At 69.7% G+C, this 18,120-nt stretch carries 19 protein-coding genes; 11 read left to right on the top strand and 8 right to left on the bottom strand.

Going from position 1 to position 18,120, the window contains the following annotated elements; translation table 11 throughout:
• Positions 1 to 71: 71 nt before the first annotated feature.
• The 3 genes from AVAK2825_RS15945 to sucC all read right to left on the bottom strand — a co-directional run bounded on the left by AVAK2825_RS15945 (position 72) and on the right by sucC (position 2,964).
• Positions 72 to 764 (bottom strand): TerC family protein, encoded by a 693-nt coding sequence (locus AVAK2825_RS15945; RefSeq protein ID WP_284400617.1) that lies wholly within the window; start codon positions 762 to 764, stop codon positions 72 to 74.
• A gap of 127 nt (positions 765 to 891) precedes the next feature.
• Positions 892 to 1,788 (bottom strand): succinate--CoA ligase subunit alpha, encoded by an 897-nt coding sequence (gene sucD / locus AVAK2825_RS15940; protein WP_092742583.1) that lies wholly within the window; start codon positions 1,786 to 1,788, stop codon positions 892 to 894.
• 15 nt (positions 1,789 to 1,803) lie between these two features.
• Positions 1,804 to 2,964, bottom strand: coding sequence for an ADP-forming succinate--CoA ligase subunit beta (sucC, locus tag AVAK2825_RS15935; RefSeq protein ID WP_272566514.1), 1,161 nt, complete (start codon positions 2,962 to 2,964; stop codon positions 1,804 to 1,806).
• 169 nt (positions 2,965 to 3,133) lie between these two features.
• Here sucC and argC point away from each other — a divergent pair, with 169 nt between their 5' ends.
• Entirely contained in the window at positions 3,134 to 4,066 is a 933-nt protein-coding gene (gene argC / locus AVAK2825_RS15930) for an N-acetyl-gamma-glutamyl-phosphate reductase (protein WP_284400604.1), read from the top strand.
• A 53-nt stretch (positions 4,067 to 4,119) separates the two neighbouring features.
• Here argC and dprA read toward each other — a convergent pair whose 3' ends face one another.
• Both dprA and AVAK2825_RS15920 read right to left on the bottom strand, forming a co-directional pair.
• Positions 4,120 to 5,319 (bottom strand): DNA-processing protein DprA, encoded by a 1,200-nt coding sequence (gene dprA / locus AVAK2825_RS15925; RefSeq protein ID WP_284400835.1) that lies wholly within the window; start codon positions 5,317 to 5,319, stop codon positions 4,120 to 4,122.
• 69 nt (positions 5,320 to 5,388) lie between these two features.
• Positions 5,389 to 6,597, bottom strand: a complete 1,209-nt coding sequence (locus AVAK2825_RS15920) for a LysM peptidoglycan-binding domain-containing protein (RefSeq protein ID WP_284400600.1) — start codon at positions 6,595 to 6,597, stop codon at positions 5,389 to 5,391.
• A 201-nt stretch (positions 6,598 to 6,798) separates the two neighbouring features.
• Between AVAK2825_RS15920 and def the strand changes: the two genes are divergently transcribed.
• The 6 genes from def (at position 6,799) to AVAK2825_RS15890 (ending at position 11,268) form a co-directional block, all read left to right on the top strand.
• Positions 6,799 to 7,308 carry a peptide deformylase gene (gene def, locus AVAK2825_RS15915; protein ID WP_272566510.1) on the top strand — a complete coding sequence of 170 codons (510 nt, stop codon included), beginning with the start codon at positions 6,799 to 6,801 and terminating at the stop codon, positions 7,306 to 7,308.
• Positions 7,305 to 7,820 (top strand): hypothetical protein, encoded by a 516-nt coding sequence (locus AVAK2825_RS15910; protein WP_284400596.1) that lies wholly within the window; start codon positions 7,305 to 7,307, stop codon positions 7,818 to 7,820. Before def ends, AVAK2825_RS15910 begins: the two co-directional genes overlap by 4 nt.
• Positions 7,821 to 7,836: 16 nt before the next feature.
• Positions 7,837 to 8,823 (top strand): methionyl-tRNA formyltransferase, encoded by a 987-nt coding sequence (fmt, locus tag AVAK2825_RS15905; protein WP_284400593.1) that lies wholly within the window; start codon positions 7,837 to 7,839, stop codon positions 8,821 to 8,823.
• Complete coding sequence (locus AVAK2825_RS15900; RefSeq protein ID WP_284400590.1) at positions 8,820 to 9,641, top strand: AzlC family ABC transporter permease; 822 nt, start codon at positions 8,820 to 8,822, stop codon at positions 9,639 to 9,641. Before fmt ends, AVAK2825_RS15900 begins: the two co-directional genes overlap by 4 nt.
• The gene (locus tag AVAK2825_RS15895) at positions 9,638 to 9,973 is read left to right on the top strand and encodes an AzlD domain-containing protein (RefSeq protein WP_284400587.1); all 336 of its coding nucleotides are present in this window, start codon (positions 9,638 to 9,640) and stop codon (positions 9,971 to 9,973) included. The genes AVAK2825_RS15900 and AVAK2825_RS15895 overlap by 4 nt, the downstream gene beginning before the upstream one ends.
• 101 nt (positions 9,974 to 10,074) lie before the next feature.
• Positions 10,075 to 11,268, top strand: coding sequence for a phosphoglycerate kinase (locus AVAK2825_RS15890; protein ID WP_284400584.1), 1,194 nt, complete (start codon positions 10,075 to 10,077; stop codon positions 11,266 to 11,268).
• Between the two features lie 85 nt (positions 11,269 to 11,353).
• Here AVAK2825_RS15890 and AVAK2825_RS15885 read toward each other — a convergent pair whose 3' ends face one another.
• Positions 11,354 to 12,253 carry a DMT family transporter gene (locus AVAK2825_RS15885; protein ID WP_284400580.1) on the bottom strand — a complete coding sequence of 300 codons (900 nt, stop codon included), beginning with the start codon at positions 12,251 to 12,253 and terminating at the stop codon, positions 11,354 to 11,356.
• A 76-nt stretch (positions 12,254 to 12,329) separates the two neighbouring features.
• On the opposite strand from AVAK2825_RS15885, the gene pyrF reads away from it, so the two are divergent.
• From pyrF to AVAK2825_RS15865, 4 genes are all read left to right on the top strand, one after another.
• A complete protein-coding gene (pyrF, locus tag AVAK2825_RS15880; protein ID WP_272566499.1) occupies positions 12,330 to 13,154 on the top strand; it encodes an orotidine-5'-phosphate decarboxylase in 825 nt (274 codons plus the stop codon).
• A 43-nt stretch (positions 13,155 to 13,197) separates the two neighbouring features.
• A complete protein-coding gene (locus AVAK2825_RS15875; protein ID WP_284400574.1) occupies positions 13,198 to 14,037 on the top strand; it encodes a LysR family transcriptional regulator in 840 nt (279 codons plus the stop codon).
• Between the two features lie 131 nt (positions 14,038 to 14,168).
• Entirely contained in the window at positions 14,169 to 15,146 is a 978-nt protein-coding gene (locus tag AVAK2825_RS15870; protein WP_284400571.1) for a Bug family tripartite tricarboxylate transporter substrate binding protein, read from the top strand.
• Between the two features lie 5 nt (positions 15,147 to 15,151).
• On the top strand, positions 15,152 to 16,117 hold the full coding sequence (locus tag AVAK2825_RS15865; RefSeq protein WP_284400566.1) for a M14 family metallopeptidase: 966 nt from the start codon (positions 15,152 to 15,154) through the stop codon (positions 16,115 to 16,117).
• Positions 16,118 to 16,154: 37 nt separating this feature from the next.
• Here AVAK2825_RS15865 and AVAK2825_RS15860 read toward each other — a convergent pair whose 3' ends face one another.
• Positions 16,155 to 17,105 carry an EamA family transporter gene (locus AVAK2825_RS15860; RefSeq protein ID WP_284400563.1) on the bottom strand — a complete coding sequence of 317 codons (951 nt, stop codon included), beginning with the start codon at positions 17,103 to 17,105 and terminating at the stop codon, positions 16,155 to 16,157.
• Between the two features lie 282 nt (positions 17,106 to 17,387).
• Positions 17,388 to 18,101, bottom strand: coding sequence for an arsenical resistance protein ArsH (gene arsH, locus AVAK2825_RS15855; RefSeq protein WP_284400561.1), 714 nt, complete (start codon positions 18,099 to 18,101; stop codon positions 17,388 to 17,390).
• Positions 18,102 to 18,120: the final 19 nt, after the last annotated feature.

Here is an 18,120-nt window from a genome sequence, read left to right as displayed (position 1 = left end):
ACCCGCCGCCGAGAGGGCCTCGGGGTCGGCCGACCCCAAGTTTTCATCGGGCTACCGGGGGCACAACCGCATCAACCGGCGGCCGCCGAGTTTTGCTGGGCCCGTGCCTGCAGGAATTTCCCGGCGCCCACCACGAACAGGGCGCCCAGAGCGGCCGCCACATAGTGCAAGGAAGGATGGGCCAGGACGACATCGTGCAGCGATGCATCGCTGGCGATGGTTTCGCCACCCACCCAGCCGATCAGGCCAGCGCCGAACAGGACGATGATGGGAAAGCGCTCCATGAGCTTGATCATGAGCGTGCTGCCAAAAATGACGAGCGGAATGCTGATGGCCAAGCCGAGGATCAACAGGACCATGTTGCCGTGGGCCGCGGCGGCCACGGCGATCACGTTGTCCAGGCTCATCACCAGGTCGGCGATCAGGATGGTGCGGACGGCCGCCATGAGGCCGCCGCCGGACTGGGAGCCTTCGCCGTCCTCGTCGCTGTCGGTCATCAGCTGCAGGCCGATCCACAGCAGCAGGCAGCCGCCGATGATCTGCAGGAACGACAGCTCGAGCAGCTTGGCGGCCACCACGGTCAGCACGATGCGCAGCACCACGGCGGCGCCGGAGCCCCAGAAAATGGCTTTCTTCTGCTGGTGCGGGGGAAGCGAGCGCGCGGCCAGTGCGATGACCACGGCGTTGTCGCCGGACAGGATGATGTTGATCCAGACGATCTTGACGAGGCCGATCCAGAAGTCGGCCGTGTGCAGGAATTCCATGCGAGGTATCTCCGTGTTATGAATGAAAGAGGCGCCCGAAACCAGGGTTTCGGGCGCCTCTTCTTTTATGGGAGAGCGCAGTTTATCGGGGCTGCAAACCCCTTTCGTCCGTAGTTTTGCTTACAGATTACTTCAGTTGCGCCTTGAGCAGCTTGCCGAGCTCGGAAGGATTGCGGGTGATGATGAAACCCGACTCTTCCATGATGGCGAGCTTGGCATCGGCCGTGTCGGCACCGCCGGAGATCAGTGCGCCTGCGTGGCCCATGCGCTTGCCGGGAGGGGCGGTCACGCCGGCGATGAAGCCCACGATCGGCTTCTTCATGTTGGCCTTGCACCATTGGGCGGCTTCCGCTTCGTCCGGACCACCGATTTCGCCGATCATGATGACGGCATCGGTGTCGGGATCGTCGTTGAAAGCCTTCATCACGTCGATGTGCTTGAGGCCGTTGATGGGGTCGCCACCAATGCCCACGGCGCTCGACTGGCCCAGGCCCACTTCCGTCAGCATGGCCACGGCTTCGTACGTCAGCGTGCCGGAACGGCTCACCACGCCGATGCGGCCCTTGCGGTGGATGTGGCCGGGCATGATGCCGATCTTGATTTCGTCGGGCGTGATCAGGCCGGGGCAGTTGGGGCCCAGCAGCAGCGTCTTCTTGCCGCCGGCGGCTTCCTTGGCCTTCATCTTGTTGCGCACTTCGAGCATGTCGCGCACCGGGATGCCTTCGGTGATGCAGATGGCCAGGTCCAGATCGGCTTCCACGGCTTCCCAGATGGCAGCGGCAGCGCCTGCGGGCGGCACGTAGATCACCGACACGGTGGCGCCGGTCTGCGATGCGGCTTCCTTGACGGAGGCGTAGATCGGAATGTTGAAGATCGACTCGCCGGCCTTCTTGGGGTTCACGCCCGCCACGAAGGCGTTCTTGCCGTTCGCGTACTCCTGGCACTTTTCGGTGTGGAACTGGCCGGTCTTGCCCGTGATGCCCTGGGTGATGACCTTGGTGTCTTTGTTGATGTAGATCGACATGTGTGTTCTCCGGGCTTACTTGACGGCAGCAACGATCTTGGTCGCAGCTTCGGCCATGGTGTCTGCGGCGATGATGGGCAGGCCGGATTCGGCCAGCATCTTCTTGCCCAGCTCTTCGTTGGTGCCCTTCATGCGCACGACCAGCGGCACGTTCAGGTTCACGGCCTTGCAGGCGGTGATGACGCCGGTGGCGATGGTGTCGCACTTCATGATGCCGCCGAAGATGTTGACCAGAATGCCTTCGACCTTGGGGTTCTTCAGCATGATCTTGAAGGCTTCGGTGACCTTCTCGGGGGTGGCACCGCCGCCCACGTCCAGGAAGTTGGCCGGCTCGCCGCCGAACAGCTTGATGGTGTCCATGGTGGCCATGGCCAGGCCGGCGCCGTTCACCAGGCAGCCGATGTTGCCGTCCAGGCTGATGTAGGCCAGGTCGAACTTGGAGGCTTCCACTTCGGCCGGATCTTCTTCGTCCAGATCGCGGTAGGCCACGATTTCAGGATGGCGGAACAGCGCGTTGGCGTCGAAGTTGAACTTGGCGTCCAGCGCCATCAGGTTGCCCTTGGAGTCGCAGTTCAGCGGGTTGATTTCCACCAGCGAAGCGTCCGTCTCCATGTAGCACTTGTAGATCTTGGCGAAGATGTCCACGGCCTGGTCGATGGAAGCGCCGGTCAGGCCGATGGCTGCAGCCACCTTCTTGCTCTGCTCGGCGGTGATGCCGGTCAGGGGATCGATCATCTCGGTGATGATCTTCTCGGGCGTGGAGTGCGCCACTTCCTCGATGTCCATGCCGCCTTCGCTGGAAGCGATCAAGGCCACCTTCTGCGTGCCGCGGTCGGTCACCAGCGAGACATACAGTTCGTTCTTGATGTCGGCGCCGTCTTCGATGTACAGGCGGCGGACCTTCTGGCCTTCGGGGCCGGTCTGGTGCGTCTTGAGCTGCATGCCCAGGATTTCGCCCGAGATGCGCTTGACATCGTCGATGGTCTTGGCGACCTTCACGCCGCCGCCCTTGCCACGGCCACCGGCGTGGATCTGGGCCTTGACCACCCACACGGGGCCGCCGAGCTTCTGGGCAGCCTCCACGGCTTCCTGCACCGTGAAAGCAGGAATGCCGCGCGGAACGGGCACACCAAAATTGCGCAAGATTTCCTTGCCTTGGTATTCGTGAATCTTCATGAGGTCTCTCTCAGGGAAGGATGTTGGTAACCCGTTTGCCATGAGCAGATGTCTGGCCGCGGGCGGGTGACATGGCAACCGGCGACTGTATCATGCTGCGATGCACCATCCCTTGCGGATGTCACGTACCACGGCGGGCCGCCACGGCCATCTTTTGCAGGAGCATTCCATGTCCAAAGTCTTCATCGACGGCGAAGCCGGCACCACGGGCCTGCAGATCCGCGAGCGCCTGCAGGCAATGCCGCAGGTGCAGGTGGTCAGCATCGCGCCCGAGCGGCGCAAGGACCCGGCCGCCAAGCGCGAACTGATCGCCGGCGTGGACCTGGTGATCCTGTGCCTGCACGACGATGCCGCCCGCGAGACCGTGGCCATGGTGGACGAGATCGAAAAGGCCGGCGGCCGCCGCATCAAGGTGATCGACGCCAGCACGGCACACCGCACGGTGGCGGGCTGGGTGTTCGGCTTTCCCGAACTGGCCGCGGGCCAGAGCGATGCCGTGGCATCGGCCACGCGGGTGGCCAACCCCGGCTGCTATGCCACCGGGGCGATTGCGCTGCTGCGCCCGCTGGTGGAAGCCGGCCTGGTGCCGGTCGATTTCCCGCTGGCCCTGCCTTCGGTGAGCGGTTACTCGGGCGGAGGCCGCACGATGATCGAAGCCTACGAGCAAAACGCCGCCCCGGCGTTCGAGCTGTATGCCCTGGGCCTGTCGCACAAGCACCTGCCCGAGATCATGAAGTACACCGGCCTGACCCGCCGGCCGATCTTCGTGCCGGCCGTGGGCAACTTCCAGCAGGGCATGCTGGTGCAGTTGCCGCTGCACCTGGACCTGCTGCCCGGCGCGCCCAAGGCAGCCGACCTGCACGACGCCCTGGTCGCGCACTACGCCAAGAGCAACACGCCGGACCAGTGGGTCAAGGTGCTGCCGCCGACGGAAGACGGCAAGCTCGACGCCCTGGCGCTCAACGACACCAACCAGCTCGAACTGCGCGTGTTCGCCAATGAAAACTACCGCCACGCGGTTCTGGTGGCGCGCCTGGACAATCTCGGCAAGGGTGCCAGCGGCGCGGCGGTGCAGAACCTGAAGCTGATGCTGGGCCTGTGATGGGCCTAGGCGGCTGATGGATGGGGCGGCGCTGCAATGCCGTGCGCCCCGCCTCAGGCCCGTCCCATGCGCTGAAAGAGCCCGCCGGGCAGGCGGGCGACCTGCCCTTCCAGTTCCAGTTCGAGCAAGGCGACCTGCAGCGACGCGGCATCCATGCCGGTGCGCGCCACCAGCGCATCGAGGCCGGTCGGGTCGAACCCCAGCGCCTGCAGCAGTGCCGCGTGCTCTCCCGCCGGCAAAGCCTCGCTGCTGTCGCCATCGCCATCGCTATGCGGCGAGGGCGCCTGCGATGCGGGCGCGGCCCGCGGCGCCTCGGAAGGCGCCAAGCGCAATTCTTCCAGCACGTCCTGCGCGGACTCGACCAGTTTGGCCCCTTGCCGGATCAGCGCATGGCAGCCCCGGGACTGCGGCGCGTGGATGGAGCCGGGAATGGCGAACACCTCCCGCCCCTGCTCGGCCGCCAGCCGGGCGGTGATCAGCGAGCCCGAGGCCAGCGCCGCCTCCACCACCAGCGTGCCTTGCGACAGCCCGGCGATGATGCGGTTGCGCTTGGGGAAATTGCCCGCCAGCGGCGGCGTGCCCAGCGGGTACTCGCTCACCAGCACGCCGTTTTGCGCGATGCGGTGGGCGAGGTCCAGGTTCTTGCGCGGGTAGACGCGGTCCAGCCCGGTGCCCACCACCGCGAGGGTCGCGGGCAGGTCGTCGGCAACGTCCACTCCTCCATCCAGCGCACCTTCGTGCGCCGCAGCATCCACGCCCAGCGCCAGGCCGGAGACGATGCACAAACGGGCGCTGCGCAGCGCCCGCGCGAACTGCCGTGCATGGTCGGCGCCCTGTGCCGTGGGATTGCGACTGCCCACGATGGCGATGCAACGCTCGGTCGTCCAGGGTGTCGTCTGTGCCAGGAACCGCGGTGCCCCCATGAGGTAGAGCATGAGGGGCGGGTCTTCGGTGGCCAGCAGGCCCGGCGGATAGGCCGGATCGCCCAGCGTGACGATCTGGCGGGCGGGCTGACCCGGCGCCGCACCGTTCAGCCACTGCCAGGTGGTCTCGAGCAGTGCCTCGAGCGTGGGCGGCACGGTGCCCAGGGCCCGCGCCTGGGCGGGCGTGGCACAGGCCTGCAGCGCCGCTGGCGATGCGGTGAACAGGTTCTGCGGCAGCCCGAACGCGGCCAGCAGCCGGCGCGCGGCCCCATTGCCGACGCCGGGTGTGAGCGCCAGCCGCAGCCAGGCGGCCAATTCGTCCCGATCCATGGAGGTCAAAGCAGGCATCCCGAGGCCAAGGGGCGCCCGCCAAGGCGCCCCTGGAGAGGGCCGCAGGGCTTACTGCGGATTGACGAGGCGGTCGCCGACCCGCACGCCCTGCTGCACCTGCAGCAGCAGCACGTAGGAGACGCGATCGAACGTGCGGAACACCATGCCCACGCCGTTGGCCTCGCTCGGCAGCTTGATCATGGCCTTGTTCTCGTCGGTCTTGTCCTTGATGCGCTCGCCCTTGGTGAGCAGCGTGAGGACATGGCCGGCCTCGATCCCGTCGCGGGTGCCGCGGTTGATGGCGATCACCTGGTTCTGCGCGGCATAGGCCACGGCCGAGCTGCCATACAGCGACACGACGCGCGCATCCACCGGGGCCTGCGGCGCGCGCGGCGTGTAGCTGGCGTAGCCGCGGGCGGGGGCGGGCAGCAGGCGGTCGCCGGCGCGCATTTCTTCCTTGGCGCTGCTCAGGTCCACGGTGGCGGGCACCACGTCGAGCGTGACTTCGCCCTTGGGATCGCGCGTTTCCTCGGTAGTCTCGCCGCGCACCAGTTCGGCCTTGCCGACGTACTGGGCTTCGTAGCCCAGGATCTCGCCGGACTCGGGGTCCTTCATGGGGATGGCATTGCGGAACACGCGGTACTGGCGCGGCACGCCGGGCCCCAGGCGCAGCGGATTGCCGGTGGCGCCGCGCACGTAGGCCCGGTCGCCGCTGGCCATGAGCACGCGTTCATCGACGGTGGCGACGATGCGCGGGGCCTGCTGCAGCGTGAGTTCGTCCACCACCAGCGGCTCGACGAGGAACGGCTCGATCAGGTGGGGCTGCAGGGTGGGCAGCGCGGTGCCGGCCAGGCTGTCGGTGCGGGTGCGGGGCGAGACGCGCACCGTGTCATTGGGCACCTGGCCCGACGGGCTGGTGCGCAGGCGGGCATAGCCGTACACCTTTTCCAGATACAGCGTCTGGCCGGGGAAGATGAGGTGCGGATTGGGGATGGCCTGCAGGTTCATGCCCCAGAGTTCGGGCCAGCGCCAGGCGCGCTGCAGGTACATGCCGGAGATGCCCCAGAGGGTGTCGCCGCGCTTGACCACATAGGTGTCCGGCGCGTTGGCGGCCAGTTCCGACATCGGCACGCCCCGGGACGCCACCTGCTGGGCGGTGGCCCGCTGATCGGTGGTGACAGGGTAGTTCTGGGCATGCGCGGGGCCGGTCAGCAGGGCTGCGGCCAGAAAAGCCAGCGCTCCCAGCGCCGTGGGCCGCAAGCCTGTGGATGCCGTCATGTTGTTCCTCTTGTCATGCATTGCGAAACGCCCCTCGCTGGCGCCAGCGCGTGTTTGTCGGTTACAAAACCCGCCGGTTGATACGTTACAAATCTTCTCGGATTCTCAGCCCAAGCCCTTGATTGGGCAACGATTATTGCGGCGGCCGGCGGCCGTCCCCGTCAAAAGTGGCGAAAATAGCGACATCTTTCCGGGTTCGCCATGGCCATTCTTCCTATTCTCTGTTACCCCGATCCCCGCCTGCACACGGTGGCCAAGCCGGTCCAGGCCGTGGACGACCGCGTGCGCGCCCTGCTGGACGACATGGCGGCCACGATGTACGACGCCAACGGCATCGGCCTGGCGGCCACGCAGGTGGACGTGCACGAGCGCATCGTGGTCATCGACGTCTCCGAGGACCACGACCAGCCCCAGGTCTTCATCAATCCCGAGATCCTCTGGGCCAGCGAGGAAAAGACCGTGGGCGAGGAAGGCTGCCTGTCGGTCCCCGGCATCTACGACGGCGTGGCGCGCTCCACCGCGGTCCACGTGCGGGCGCTGGACGCCCAGGGCCAGTCCCGCGTGGTCGAGGCCGAGGGCCTGCTGGCGGTGTGCATCCAGCACGAGATGGACCACCTGCTGGGCAAGGTGTTCGTCGAGTACCTCTCTCCTCTCAAACGCAACCGCATCAAGACCAAGATGCTCAAGCAGCAACGTGAGGCACGATCATGATCGCCTGGCGCTCCCTTTCCTTTTCCTCCCTGGCGCGCGGCGTGGCCGCCATCGGATTGGCGGCCGTGCTCACCGCGTGCGCTTCGCCCGACTTCGTCAAGCCCGGCGCCTCGCGCGCCGAGGTGCTGCAGAACCTGGGCCCGCCGGTGTCCGTCACGCCGTTGCCCGGTGGCGGCGAGCGGCTGCTGTACACCACCCAGCCCGCGGGCCGGCAGGTGTACCACATGGACTTCGATGCCGGCGGCCGCCTCGTGCGCACCGACCAGGTGCTCACCTTCAACAACCTGGCCGGCATTCCGGCCGGCTGGACGGTGGACGACGTGCGCCGCACCTTCGGCCCGCCGATGCGCGTGGAACAGGTGGCGCGCTTCGACGGCGACATCTGGACCTACCGCTTCCGCGACGACCTGGGCACCCGGCGCTTCGGCCATGTGCACATCGACCCGCGCGGCGTGGTGGTGAAGGTGATGTTCACGGACGAGCCCGATCCCCGCGATCTGCTGGGATTCTGACGCCGCGACCGCCTTCATGAAGATCGTCTTTGCCGGCACGCCCGACTTCGCCCGCGTCGCCCTCCAGCGCCTGCTGGACGCCGGCTTCACCGTCCCCCTCGTCCTGACCCAGCCCGACCGGCCCGCCGGCCGGGGCATGAAGCTGCAGGCCTCGCCCGTCAAGCAGTGCGCGCTGGAGCACGGCATCGCCGTGGCGCAGCCGCGCAGCCTGCGCCTGGACGGCAAGTACCCCGAGGACGCCGCCGCCGCGCGCGATGCGCTGGTCGCCGCCGGGGCCGATGCCATGGTGGTGGCCGCCTACGGGCTGATCCTGCCGCAGTGGGTGCTGGACCTGCCGGCCAGGGGTTGCCTGAACATTCACGCCAGCCTGCTGCCGCGCTGGCGCGGCGCGGCGCCCATCCACCGCGCGATCGAGGCGGGCGATGCCGAGACGGGCGTGACCATCATGCAGATGGATGCCGGCCTGGACACGGGCGACATGCTGCTCATCGAGAAGACCGCCATCGGCCCTGGTGACACCACGGCCACGCTGCATGACCGGCTGGCCGACCTGGGCGGCCGCATGGTCGTCGAGGCGCTGCAGCGCGCCGCCCGCGGCGGCCTGCCCGCCACGCCCCAGCCCGCCGAGGGCGTGACCTACGCGCACAAGATCGAGAAGGCCGAGAGCGCCATCGACTGGGCCCTGCCCGCCGAGGCGATCGGCCGGCGCATCCGCGCCTTCGACCCGTTTCCCGGCGCATCGACCACGCTGGACGGCGAGGCGATCAAGGTGTGGAGCTACGAAATTGATAGCACGATGCCGGCGGATTCCATGCCGTGCGGGCAGATTCTGTCCGTGAACGACGCCGGCGTGACGGTGGCCTGCGGCCACGGCGCGCTGCGCCTGACCACGCTGCAGCGCGCGGGCGGCAAGCGCCTGCCGGTGGCCGATTTCCTGCGCGGCTTCGCGCTCGCGCCCGGCATGGTGCTGGGGGGCGGCGCGCCGGCCGGGGCGCGGGAATGAGCGCCCGGGGACTGGGCGCGCTCGTCCGGCATCCCGCCTACCGCCAGGGCGTGCTGGACATGTTCGGCACCAGCGTGGGCGTGGGCGCCTGGGGGCTGGTGACCGGCGTGGCCATGGTCAAGAGCGGCATGTCGGTGCCGATGGCGATCTTCATGTCGCTCGCGGTGTACGCGGGCAGCGCGCAGCTCACGGTGATCCCGCTGATGGCCGTCGGCGCGCCGCTGTGGGTGGTGTGGCTCACGGCCTCGTGCGTGAACCTGCGCTTCGTCATCTTCAGCAGCCTATGGCGCAGCTACTTCGCGCACCTGCCGCTGCGCCGGCGCCTGGCGGTGGGGTATTTCAGCGGCGACGTGATCTTCGTCGCGTTCATGAAGCGCTACCCCCAGCCCACGCCGCAGCCCGAGCAGGTGCCGTACTTCTGGGGCGCCGCATCGATCAACTGGCTGTCCTGGCAGGTGCCGTCGATCACGGGCATCCTGCTGGCCAACGTGGTGCCGCTGTCGTGGGGCCTGGGCTTCGCGGGCGTGCTGGCGCTGCTGGGCGTGATGCTGTCCATGCTGTTCGACCGCGCCACCTGGCTGGCCACGGGCGTGGCCATGACGGCGGCCATCGCGGCGTTCGCGCTGCCGCTCAAGCTGAACATCCTGGTGGCCATCGCGGCGGCCGTGGCGGTGGGCCTCATCATCGAGACGGTGGACCGCCACCTGCGAAAGCCCGAGGTGCTGCTGGTGCCGGCCGAGAGCGCGCTGCCCCCCGAGGAGAAAAAGCACGTGCAGGACGGCGACGTGGTGCCGCTGCGCGAGGAGCGCCACCCATGAACTGGTCCTGGGTCGAGCCCACCATCGCCATCCTGGGGCTGGCCGCCATCACGGTGGTGTCGCGCGCGTTCTTCATGATCCCCGAGCGCGAACTGCCCCTGCCGGGCTGGCTCAAGCGCGGCCTCAAGTACGCGCCGCTGGCCGCGCTGGCCTCGGTGATCGCGCCGGAGATCTTCATGGCGCAGGGCGAGCTGATCGGCACGCTGCAGGACGCGCGCCTGCCGTCCGTGCTGTGCGCCGCCGGCTACTACTTCTGGCGCCGCGGCATCCTGGGCACCATCGTCGTGGGCATGGTGGTGTACCTGCCGCTGCACATCGGCCTGGGCTGGTAGCCTACGGGCGGCGCCGGCCGACACGGCCGGGCACGGGGCCGCACCTACAATGCGGCGCAGTTTTCCACCCTCCCCGCGCCGCCCGCCGGCCCCATCGATCCATGCACATCCTTCGCTTTTCCGACCTCTGCGCCCAAGGCCAGGCCCGTGGCCAGCGCGTGTTCATCCGCGCCGACCTGAACGTGCCGCAGGACGACGCCGGCCACATCACCGAGGACACGCGCATCCGCGCCTCGGTGCCCTGCATCCAGATGGCGCTGGACGCCGGCGCCGCCGTCATGGTGACGAGCCACCTGGGCCGCCCGACCGAGGGCACGCTGCAGCCCGCCGACTCGCTCGCCCCCATTGCGAAGCGCCTGGGCGAACTGCTGGGCCGCGAGGTTCCGCTGGTGGCCGACTGGGTGGACGGCGTGGCCGTGCAGCCCGGCCAGGTCGTGCTGCTGGAGAACTGCCGCGTGAACCCCGGTGAGAAGAAGAACGACCCCGCGCTGGCCAGGAAGATGGCCGCGCTCTGCGACATCTACGTGAACGACGCCTTCGGCACCGCGCACCGGGCCGAGGGCACGACCTACGGCATCGCCGAATACGCCAGGACCGCCTGCGCCGGCCCGCTGCTGTCGGCCGAGATCGACGCCATCACCAAGGCCCTGGCCCAGCCCGCGCGGCCGTTGGCGGCCATCGTGGCGGGCAGCAAGGTCTCGACCAAGCTCACCATCCTCAAAAGCCTGGCCGACAAGGTGGACCAGCTCATCGTGGGCGGCGGCATCGCCAACACCTTCATGCTGGCCGCCGGCCTTTCGATCGGCAAGAGCCTGGCCGAGCCCGACCTGCTGGACCAGGCCCGCGCCGTGATCGACGCCATGAAGGCGCGCGGCGCCGAGGTGCCGATTCCCACCGACGTGGTGGTGGCCAAGACCTTCTCGGCCGATGCGCCCGCCACGGTGAAGGCGGCCGCCGACGTGGCCGACGACGACCTGATCCTGGACATCGGCCCCGAGACCGCGAAGAAGCTGGCCGCGCAACTCAAGCAGGCCGGCACCATCGTGTGGAACGGGCCCGTGGGCGTGTTCGAGTTCGCCGCGTTCGAGAACGGCACCAAGACCATCGCCCAGGCGATCGCCGAATCGAGCGCGTTCAGCATCGCGGGCGGCGGCGACACGCTGGCGGCCATCGCCAAGTACGGCATCGAGAGGGACGTGGGCTACATCTCCACCGGCGGCGGCGCCTTCCTGGAAGTGCTGGAGGGCAAGACGCTGCCGGCCTTCGAGATCCTGCAAAAGCGCGCCCAGGGCTGAGCCGGCGGCGGGTTCACGCCCGCCGCTCTTTTGCTACTGAATTAATAGCGATATGCCCTAGTGGTTATTGTGCTGGAGGCACTTTTCATGCCGCACCCGCTGTGGCCGCAGGGCGCTGCGGCCACAGCACCGAGGCGATCGCCAGCACCATCAGCGCCACGGCCGCCCAGTCCTGCCAGTGCAGGCGCTCGCCCAGCCAGACCGCGCCGCTGAACACGCCCAGCACCGGGATCATCATCACGCTCAAGGTGGACGCCACGGGCGGCAGGCCGCGCACCAGGAAGAACCACGCCGGCTGCGCGAAGCCGAGCACCAGCACCGCGTTGAAGGCGATGGCGCCCCAGCCCACGGCGGACGGGGCCTGCCAGCGGTCGTGCTCCAGCAGCAGCGACAGCAGGCTCAGCACCACGGTGCTCTGCACCGTCATCCAGAACGACAGCGTGAGCACCGGCAGCGGCAGGGTGCTGCGCCGCAGCAGCTGCGTGCCCAGCGCCCAGCAGGCGGCGGCGGTGAGCATCAGCCCCACGCCGACGGGCCGGCCGCCGAGCTGGCTGAGTTCGTGCCACAGCAGCAGCAGCACGCCCCCGGCCGCCGCCGCCACGCCCGCCCACGCGCGCGGCGCCAAGCGGTGGCCGAAGCACAGCGCGCCCAGCACGGCCGAGAAGATCGGCATGGTGTAGCCCAGGATGGCCGCGCGCCCGCTGGACAGCGACGGAATGGCGGTAATGCTGAAGGCGTGCCACAGCACCATGTTGACGAGCCCCAGGCCCGCCAACGGCAGCCAGTAGGCGCGCGGCACGGCGAACGGGGCCTTGAGCAGCACCAGCGTCAGGGCCAGCACGGGCAGGCCCAGCCACAGCGAGATCGCGCGGAAGGCCAGCGGCGGAAAGCCCGCCACGCCGAGCTTCATGACCGGCCAGTTGAAGCCCCAGATGAGGGTGACGAGGATCAGGGCGACAAGCTGGCGGGGGGACAGGGCGGGCATGCGCGGCATTGTGCCGGGACGGGCGCGGCGGCGCTCGCGGCGCCACCGGCGGCCCCGCCCCCTAAAATCGCGCCCCATGACCTTCATCGACATGCTGCAGGGCGCGGCCGCGCAGAACGACTCCATGCTGTGCGTGGGCCTGGACCCCGAACCCGACCGGTTTCCCGCAGCGATGCGCGGCGACGCCCGCAAGATCTACGACTTCTGCGCGGCCATCGTCGATGCCACCGCCGACCTGGCCTGCGCCTTCAAGCCGCAGATCGCCTATTTCGCCGCGCACCGCGCCGAAGACCAGCTCGAACGCCTCATGGCCCACATGCGCGCCACCGCGCCGCACGTGCCGGTGGTGCTGGACGCCAAGCGCGGCGACATCGGCTCCACCGCCGGGCAGTACGCCCGCGAGGCCTTCGAGCGCTACGGCGCCGATGCGGTGACGCTCTCGCCCTTCATGGGCTTCGATTCCATCGAGCCCTACCTGGCCTACCACGGCAAGGGCGCCTTCCTGCTGTGCCGCACCTCCAACCCGGGCGGCGACGACCTGCAGAACCAGCGGCTGGCCAGCGTGGACGGGCAGCCGCTGCTGTACGAGCACGTCGCGCGGCTGGCGCAAGGCCCGTGGAACACCAACGGCCAGCTGGGCCTCGTGGTGGGCGCGACCTACCCGGCCGAGATCGAGCGCGTGCGCGCCCTGGCGCCCACGTTGCCGCTCTTGATTCCCGGCGTGGGCGCGCAGGGCGGCGATGCGGCGGCCACGGTGCGGGCCGGGCGGCGCGAGGGCGGCCCGATCCTCGTGAACTCGTCCCGCGCGATCCTGTACGCGGCCGATGGCGAGGGCTTCGCCACAGCCGCGCGCGCCGTGGCCCTGGCCACGCGGGACACGTTGAACGCCGCCCGCGCCTGAGCGCCGCGCGCCCCGCCGCCCCTTCGCTCAAACACCGCCGGCCATGCAGCTCAAGTGGCTGGAAGACTTCATCGTGCTGGCGCAGGAGCGCAGCTACACGCGCGCGGCCGAGCTGCGCCACGTGACGCACCCGGCCTTCGGGCGCCGCATCCGCGCGCTGGAGGCCTGGGCCGGCACGCCGCTGGTCGAGCCCGGCAGCGGCCCCGTTCGGCTGACGGCGGCGGGCCAGGTCTTTCTGGACACGGCCGAGCAGATGGCGCGCACCGTCACGCTCACCACGGGCCGCACGCTGGCCCGCACCGTGGTGGCCGACCTGCTGGTGCGGCTGCGCCCGGTGATGAAGGACTGCGAGCTGTGCATCCTGACCCGCGCGCTGGCCGACACCGTGGCCCTGCTGGAGCGCGGCGAGGCGGATTTTTCCATCGCCTACCACCACCCGGCGCTGGCCATCCGGCTGGATGCGCGCCAGTTCTCGCACATCACGCTGGCCTCGGACCGGCTGGTGCCCGTGTCGCGCGCCACGGCGCAGGGCGCGGCGCTGCACCCGCTGGCGGGCGCGGGCCCCATTCCCTACCTGGCCTACGCGCGCACGCTGGCGCTGGGCCGGCTGGTGGAGGACCAGCTGGCGCACCACCCGGTCACGCAGCGCCTGCAGCGCACGGTGGAGTGCGACTCGGCCGATGCGCAATACGAATACGTGCACAAGGGCCTGGGCGTGGCCTGGCTGCCGTGGTCCATGGTGCATGCCGACTGCAAGGCCGGCCGGCTGGCCAAGGCGGGCGACCGCAGCATGGAGGCGAAGTTCGACGTGCGGCTGTACCGGCCCAAGCGCCGGCTGAGCACGCAGGCCGAGGCGATCTGGCGCGCCATCGCCACGCGGTGACGGCCCGCGCCGTCATCGGGTTCGCCCCCTTGGCGCCCGCGTGCCGAAACAGCACCATGGCGTGCCGACTCGGCACCCCCGCGCCCTGCCTGCCTTCGCACAATCGGCCCACACCCCACCAGGAGACTCCGATGCATGCCCACCCCGCCTTCCGCCGCACGCTTTTGCTGTGCGGCCTCACCCTGCTGGCTGCCGGCCCCGCCGCCGCGCAGGACAGCTACCCGAGCAAGCCCATCACCATCGTCGTCGGCTACCCGCCCGGCGGCAGCACCGACCTCACCGGGCGCACGGTGGCGCAGGAACTGGGCGCGCGCCTGGGCGTACCGGTCGTGATCGAGAACGTGGGCGGCGCCGGCGGCGCCATCGGCGCGCAGAAGGTGGCCAGCGCCGCGCCGGACGGCTACACGCTGCTCGTGGGCGCGAGTAACGAGATCGCCATCAACAAGCTGGTGACCAAGAAGGTCAAGTACGACGTGAAGGACTTCACCGCCATCGGCGTGATCGCATCGCAGCCGCTGGTGCTGGTGGCCTCCACCGGCTCGGGCGTGAAGAACGCGACCGAGTTCACGCAGCGCGTGTCCAGGAACCCCGGCAAGTACAGCTACGGCAGCTCGGGCGTGGGCACCTCGCTGCACCTGGCGGGCGAGATGGTCAAGGAGCAGGGCAAGCTGTTCATGACGCACATCCCCTACCGCGGCGTGGCCCCGCTCACCAACGACCTGCTGGGCAACAACCTGGAGTTCGGCGTGTTCGTGCTCTCCAGCGGCCTGCCCCACATCAAGAGCGGCAAGGTCGTCGCGCTGGGCACGACCGAGGCCAAGCGCTCGGCCATCACGCCCGACATTCCAGCGCTGGCCGAGCTGCCGCAGTACAAGAACGTGGACATCGGCGTGTGGTTCGCCCTGATGGGCCCGGCCAAGCTGCCCAAGCCCGTGCACGACAAGCTCAAGAAGGCGCTGAACGAGACGCTGCAGTCGCCCGACTTCCGCAAGAAAATGGAAGCCTCCGGCTCGACCGTGGCCTCCACCAGCCTGAACGCCGACCAGTTCATCGCCGCGGAAGTGGCCAAGTACCAGAAGATCGTCGAATTCGCCAAGATCGAGGAGTGACCTTGATGCCCCGGACCTTCGCACTCCCCGCCCCCGACCTCACGCCCTGGCGCGCCGGCAACACCGGCACCGAAGGCGTGTGGCACTTCGACTCCGGCCTGCCCGGCCGCCATGCCCTCATCAGCGCCCTGGTGCACGGCAACGAGCTGTGCGGCGCCTGGGCGCTGCAGGGCCTGCTGGCGGCGGGGCTGCGCCCGCAGCAGGGCGCGCTCACGCTGGCGTTCTGCAACCTGGAGGCCTTCGACCGCTTCGATCCGGCCGACCACGACGCCTCGCGCTTCACCGACCAGGACATGAACCGCCAGTGGACCGACGAGCGCATGGATGCGGGCGACACGCGCGAGCGCCGCCGCGCCGCCGCGCTGCGGCCCTTCGTGGCGCGCGCCGACTGGCTGCTCGACCTGCATTCGATGCACGAGCCCGGGGCGCCGCTCCTGCTCACCGGCCTGCACCCGCGCAACCTGGAGCTGGCCCGCCGCATGGGCACGCCCGAGCACATCGTGGCCGATGCGGGCCACCAGGACGGCGTGCGCATGCGCGACTACGGGCACTTCGGCCTGCCCGACGCGCAGGCCGGCGACCGCCGCTCGCTGCTGGTGGAATGCGGCTTCCATGGCGCGCTGTCCAGCCGCACCGTGGCCTACGACCAGTGCGCGCGCTTCCTCGCGGCGGCGCAGGTGCTCCACCCCGAGGCGCTGGCCGCGCTGCTGCCCGGCTGGCGCCAGCCCGATGCGCCGCGCCAGTGGGTGCTGGAGGTGACCGGCCCGGTGGTCGCCAAGAGCAGCGCCTTCCGCTTCACGCAGCCGTTCACCGGCCTGGAAGTGATCCCCAAGGCCGGCACGGTGATCGGCGACAACGACGGCGAGCCCGTCACCACGCCGTACGACGACTGCGTGCTCGTCATGCCCTCCACGCGCCAGGCGCGCGCAGGGGTGACGGTGGTGCGCTACGCCCGCCGCCGGCCGCTGTAGCGCGTTGAACGGGTGCCGATTGAGCGACCGCGCCCGGTCAGCGCCGCTCCCAGCGCGGCCCGAGCACCACGCACCCCAGCGCCAGCACCACGCAGGCCACGCCGGCCCACTGCCAGGCGGTGACGACCTCGCCCAGCACCAGCAGCCCGGCGGCCAGCCCTACCACGGGCACGCCCAGGCTGAAGGGCGCCACGCGGTTGGCCGGGTAGCGGGTGAGCAGCCCCGTCCACAGGCCGTAGCCGACGATGGTGGCCACCCAGCCCAGGTAGGCGATCGAGCCCCAGGCGACCGGAGGCAGCGCGGCCCAGGCGTCCCAGTGCAGCCAGCGGCCCGCGTCCGCATCGGTCAGGGCCGACAGCGCCGCGAACGGCAGCACCGGCACCAGGCTGCTCCACACCACGAACGACAGCGGCTTGTAGCCCGGCGATGCCCGCTGCGCCATGCGCGAGACGATGTTGGACACCGCCCAGGACGCGGCCGCGCACAGCGTGAGGCAGATGCCCACCAGCGTCGCGCCGCCCACGCCCGTGCCGGTGGCCCCCGGCCCGATGAAGTTCATGGCGAAGCATCCGAGGCCCACCGCCGCGATCGCCATGCCCAGCACCAGCGGCCGCCCGGGCCGCTCGCGCAGGATGCCGAACGCGAACAGCGCGGTGAAAAACACCTGCGTCTGCATGAGCACGCTGGCCAGCGCCGCCGTCATGCCCAGCTTCAGGGCGAAAAAGCCGAAGCCGAACTGCCCCACGCCTTGGAACAGCCCGAACAGCAGCACCCAGCGCCAATGCATGCGCGGCGGCTTGAGGAAGAACACCAGCGGCAGCGCGGCGAACAGGTAGCGCACGGCCCCGAGCTGGAACGGCGTGAAGTAGCGCAGGCCCCACTTCATCGCCACGAAATTGACCCCCCAGATGACCACCACGGCCATCGCGGCCAGCACATCGCGCGAACCCATCGCATCGCCGGCCGGCGCCCGGGCCGCGGCGCTCATGCAGCCCCCCTGCGGCCCGGCAGGCAGGGCAAGCGATGTCGTCCAGGGCGCGGCAGCGCGGCGAAGGCGGAAGGAAGCACGGGACAGGGCATGCGGCGGTTCGCCGGCAGACCGGCGCAGAAAAAAAGGGGCGGGGGAAGGGGGGCGCGAGAAGATCGATTATTCAGCACGGCCCCGGTGTCCGTGTGGCCGCGCGGGACAGCCCGGCGTGCGCGGCACCGCCCGCCGCCCGCCCCCGCCCCCGCTGCCGCTGCCGCTGCCGCTGCCGCTGCCGCTGACCGCTCAGAGGCTGCGCTGGTTCACGCGCTGCGACAGGGCCTGCGCGCTTTCCCGGCGCTCGCTGTAGCGGTCCACCAGGTAGGCCGCGCCGTCGCGCGTCAGCAGGGTGAACTTCACCAGCTCTTCCATCACATCCACCACGCGCTCGTAGTAGCTCGACGGCTTCATGCGGCCGGCCTCGTCGAATTCGAGGAACGCCTTCGCCACGGAGGACTGGTTGGGGATGGTGACCATGCGCATCCAGCGGCCCAGCACCCGCATCTGGTTGACGGCATTGAAGGACTGCGAGCCGCCCGAGACCTCCATCACCGCCAGCGTCTTGCCCTGGGTGGGTCGCACCGCGCCGACCGACAGCGGAATCCAGTCGATCTGCATCTTGAGGATGCCCGTCATCGCGCCATGGCGCTCGGGGGACGTCCAGACCATGCCTTCCGCCCACTGGGCGAGCGTGCGCAGCTCGGCCACCTTGGGGTGGTCGTCGGGCGCCGCGTCCGGCAGCGGCAGGCCGCGCGGATCGAAGATGCGCGCCTCGGCGCCCAGGGCCCGCAGCAGCCGCGCCGCCTCTTCGGTCAGCAGCCGGCTGTAGGACCGCTCGCGCACCGAGCCGTACAGCAGCAGGATGCGCGGGGCATGGGTGGCGCGCTGCGCGGGAAACAGCCGCTCGGGATCGACGGGGTGCAGCAGCGCGGCGTCGAGATTCGGAAGGTCAGGATTCATACGCGTGTCGGCTTCGCCC

The organism is Acidovorax sp. SUPP2825 (assembly GCF_030158995.1).
GTDB lineage: Bacteria > Pseudomonadota > Gammaproteobacteria > Burkholderiales > Burkholderiaceae_C > Paracidovorax.
The sequence above is the reverse complement of the archived record's forward strand: the minus strand, read 5'-3'. Positions and strand labels throughout refer to the sequence as shown.

Coding starts and splice junctions, on each gene's coding strand:
- arsH (WP_284400561.1), bottom strand. CDS start 18,101: ATGAATCCTGACCTTCCGAATCTCGACGCCGCGCTGCTGCACCCCGTC.
- AVAK2825_RS15860 (WP_284400563.1), bottom strand. CDS start 17,105: ATGAGCGCCGCGGCCCGGGCGCCGGCCGGCGATGCGATGGGTTCGCGC.
- AVAK2825_RS15920 (WP_284400600.1), bottom strand. CDS start 6,597: ATGACGGCATCCACAGGCTTGCGGCCCACGGCGCTGGGAGCGCTGGCT.
- AVAK2825_RS15900 (WP_284400590.1), top strand. CDS start 8,820: ATGAGCGCCCGGGGACTGGGCGCGCTCGTCCGGCATCCCGCCTACCGC.
- AVAK2825_RS15890 (WP_284400584.1), top strand. CDS start 10,075: ATGCACATCCTTCGCTTTTCCGACCTCTGCGCCCAAGGCCAGGCCCGT.
- AVAK2825_RS15945 (WP_284400617.1), bottom strand. CDS start 764: ATGGAATTCCTGCACACGGCCGACTTCTGGATCGGCCTCGTCAAGATC.
- AVAK2825_RS15885 (WP_284400580.1), bottom strand. CDS start 12,253: ATGCCCGCCCTGTCCCCCCGCCAGCTTGTCGCCCTGATCCTCGTCACC.
- AVAK2825_RS15865 (WP_284400566.1), top strand. CDS start 15,152: ATGCCCCGGACCTTCGCACTCCCCGCCCCCGACCTCACGCCCTGGCGC.
- def (WP_272566510.1), top strand. CDS start 6,799: ATGGCCATTCTTCCTATTCTCTGTTACCCCGATCCCCGCCTGCACACG.
- AVAK2825_RS15870 (WP_284400571.1), top strand. CDS start 14,169: ATGCATGCCCACCCCGCCTTCCGCCGCACGCTTTTGCTGTGCGGCCTC.
- pyrF (WP_272566499.1), top strand. CDS start 12,330: ATGACCTTCATCGACATGCTGCAGGGCGCGGCCGCGCAGAACGACTCC.
- dprA (WP_284400835.1), bottom strand. CDS start 5,319: ATGGATCGGGACGAATTGGCCGCCTGGCTGCGGCTGGCGCTCACACCC.
- sucD (WP_092742583.1), bottom strand. CDS start 1,788: ATGTCGATCTACATCAACAAAGACACCAAGGTCATCACCCAGGGCATC.
- sucC (WP_272566514.1), bottom strand. CDS start 2,964: ATGAAGATTCACGAATACCAAGGCAAGGAAATCTTGCGCAATTTTGGT.
- AVAK2825_RS15875 (WP_284400574.1), top strand. CDS start 13,198: ATGCAGCTCAAGTGGCTGGAAGACTTCATCGTGCTGGCGCAGGAGCGC.
- AVAK2825_RS15895 (WP_284400587.1), top strand. CDS start 9,638: ATGAACTGGTCCTGGGTCGAGCCCACCATCGCCATCCTGGGGCTGGCC.
- AVAK2825_RS15910 (WP_284400596.1), top strand. CDS start 7,305: ATGATCGCCTGGCGCTCCCTTTCCTTTTCCTCCCTGGCGCGCGGCGTG.
- fmt (WP_284400593.1), top strand. CDS start 7,837: ATGAAGATCGTCTTTGCCGGCACGCCCGACTTCGCCCGCGTCGCCCTC.
- argC (WP_284400604.1), top strand. CDS start 3,134: ATGTCCAAAGTCTTCATCGACGGCGAAGCCGGCACCACGGGCCTGCAG.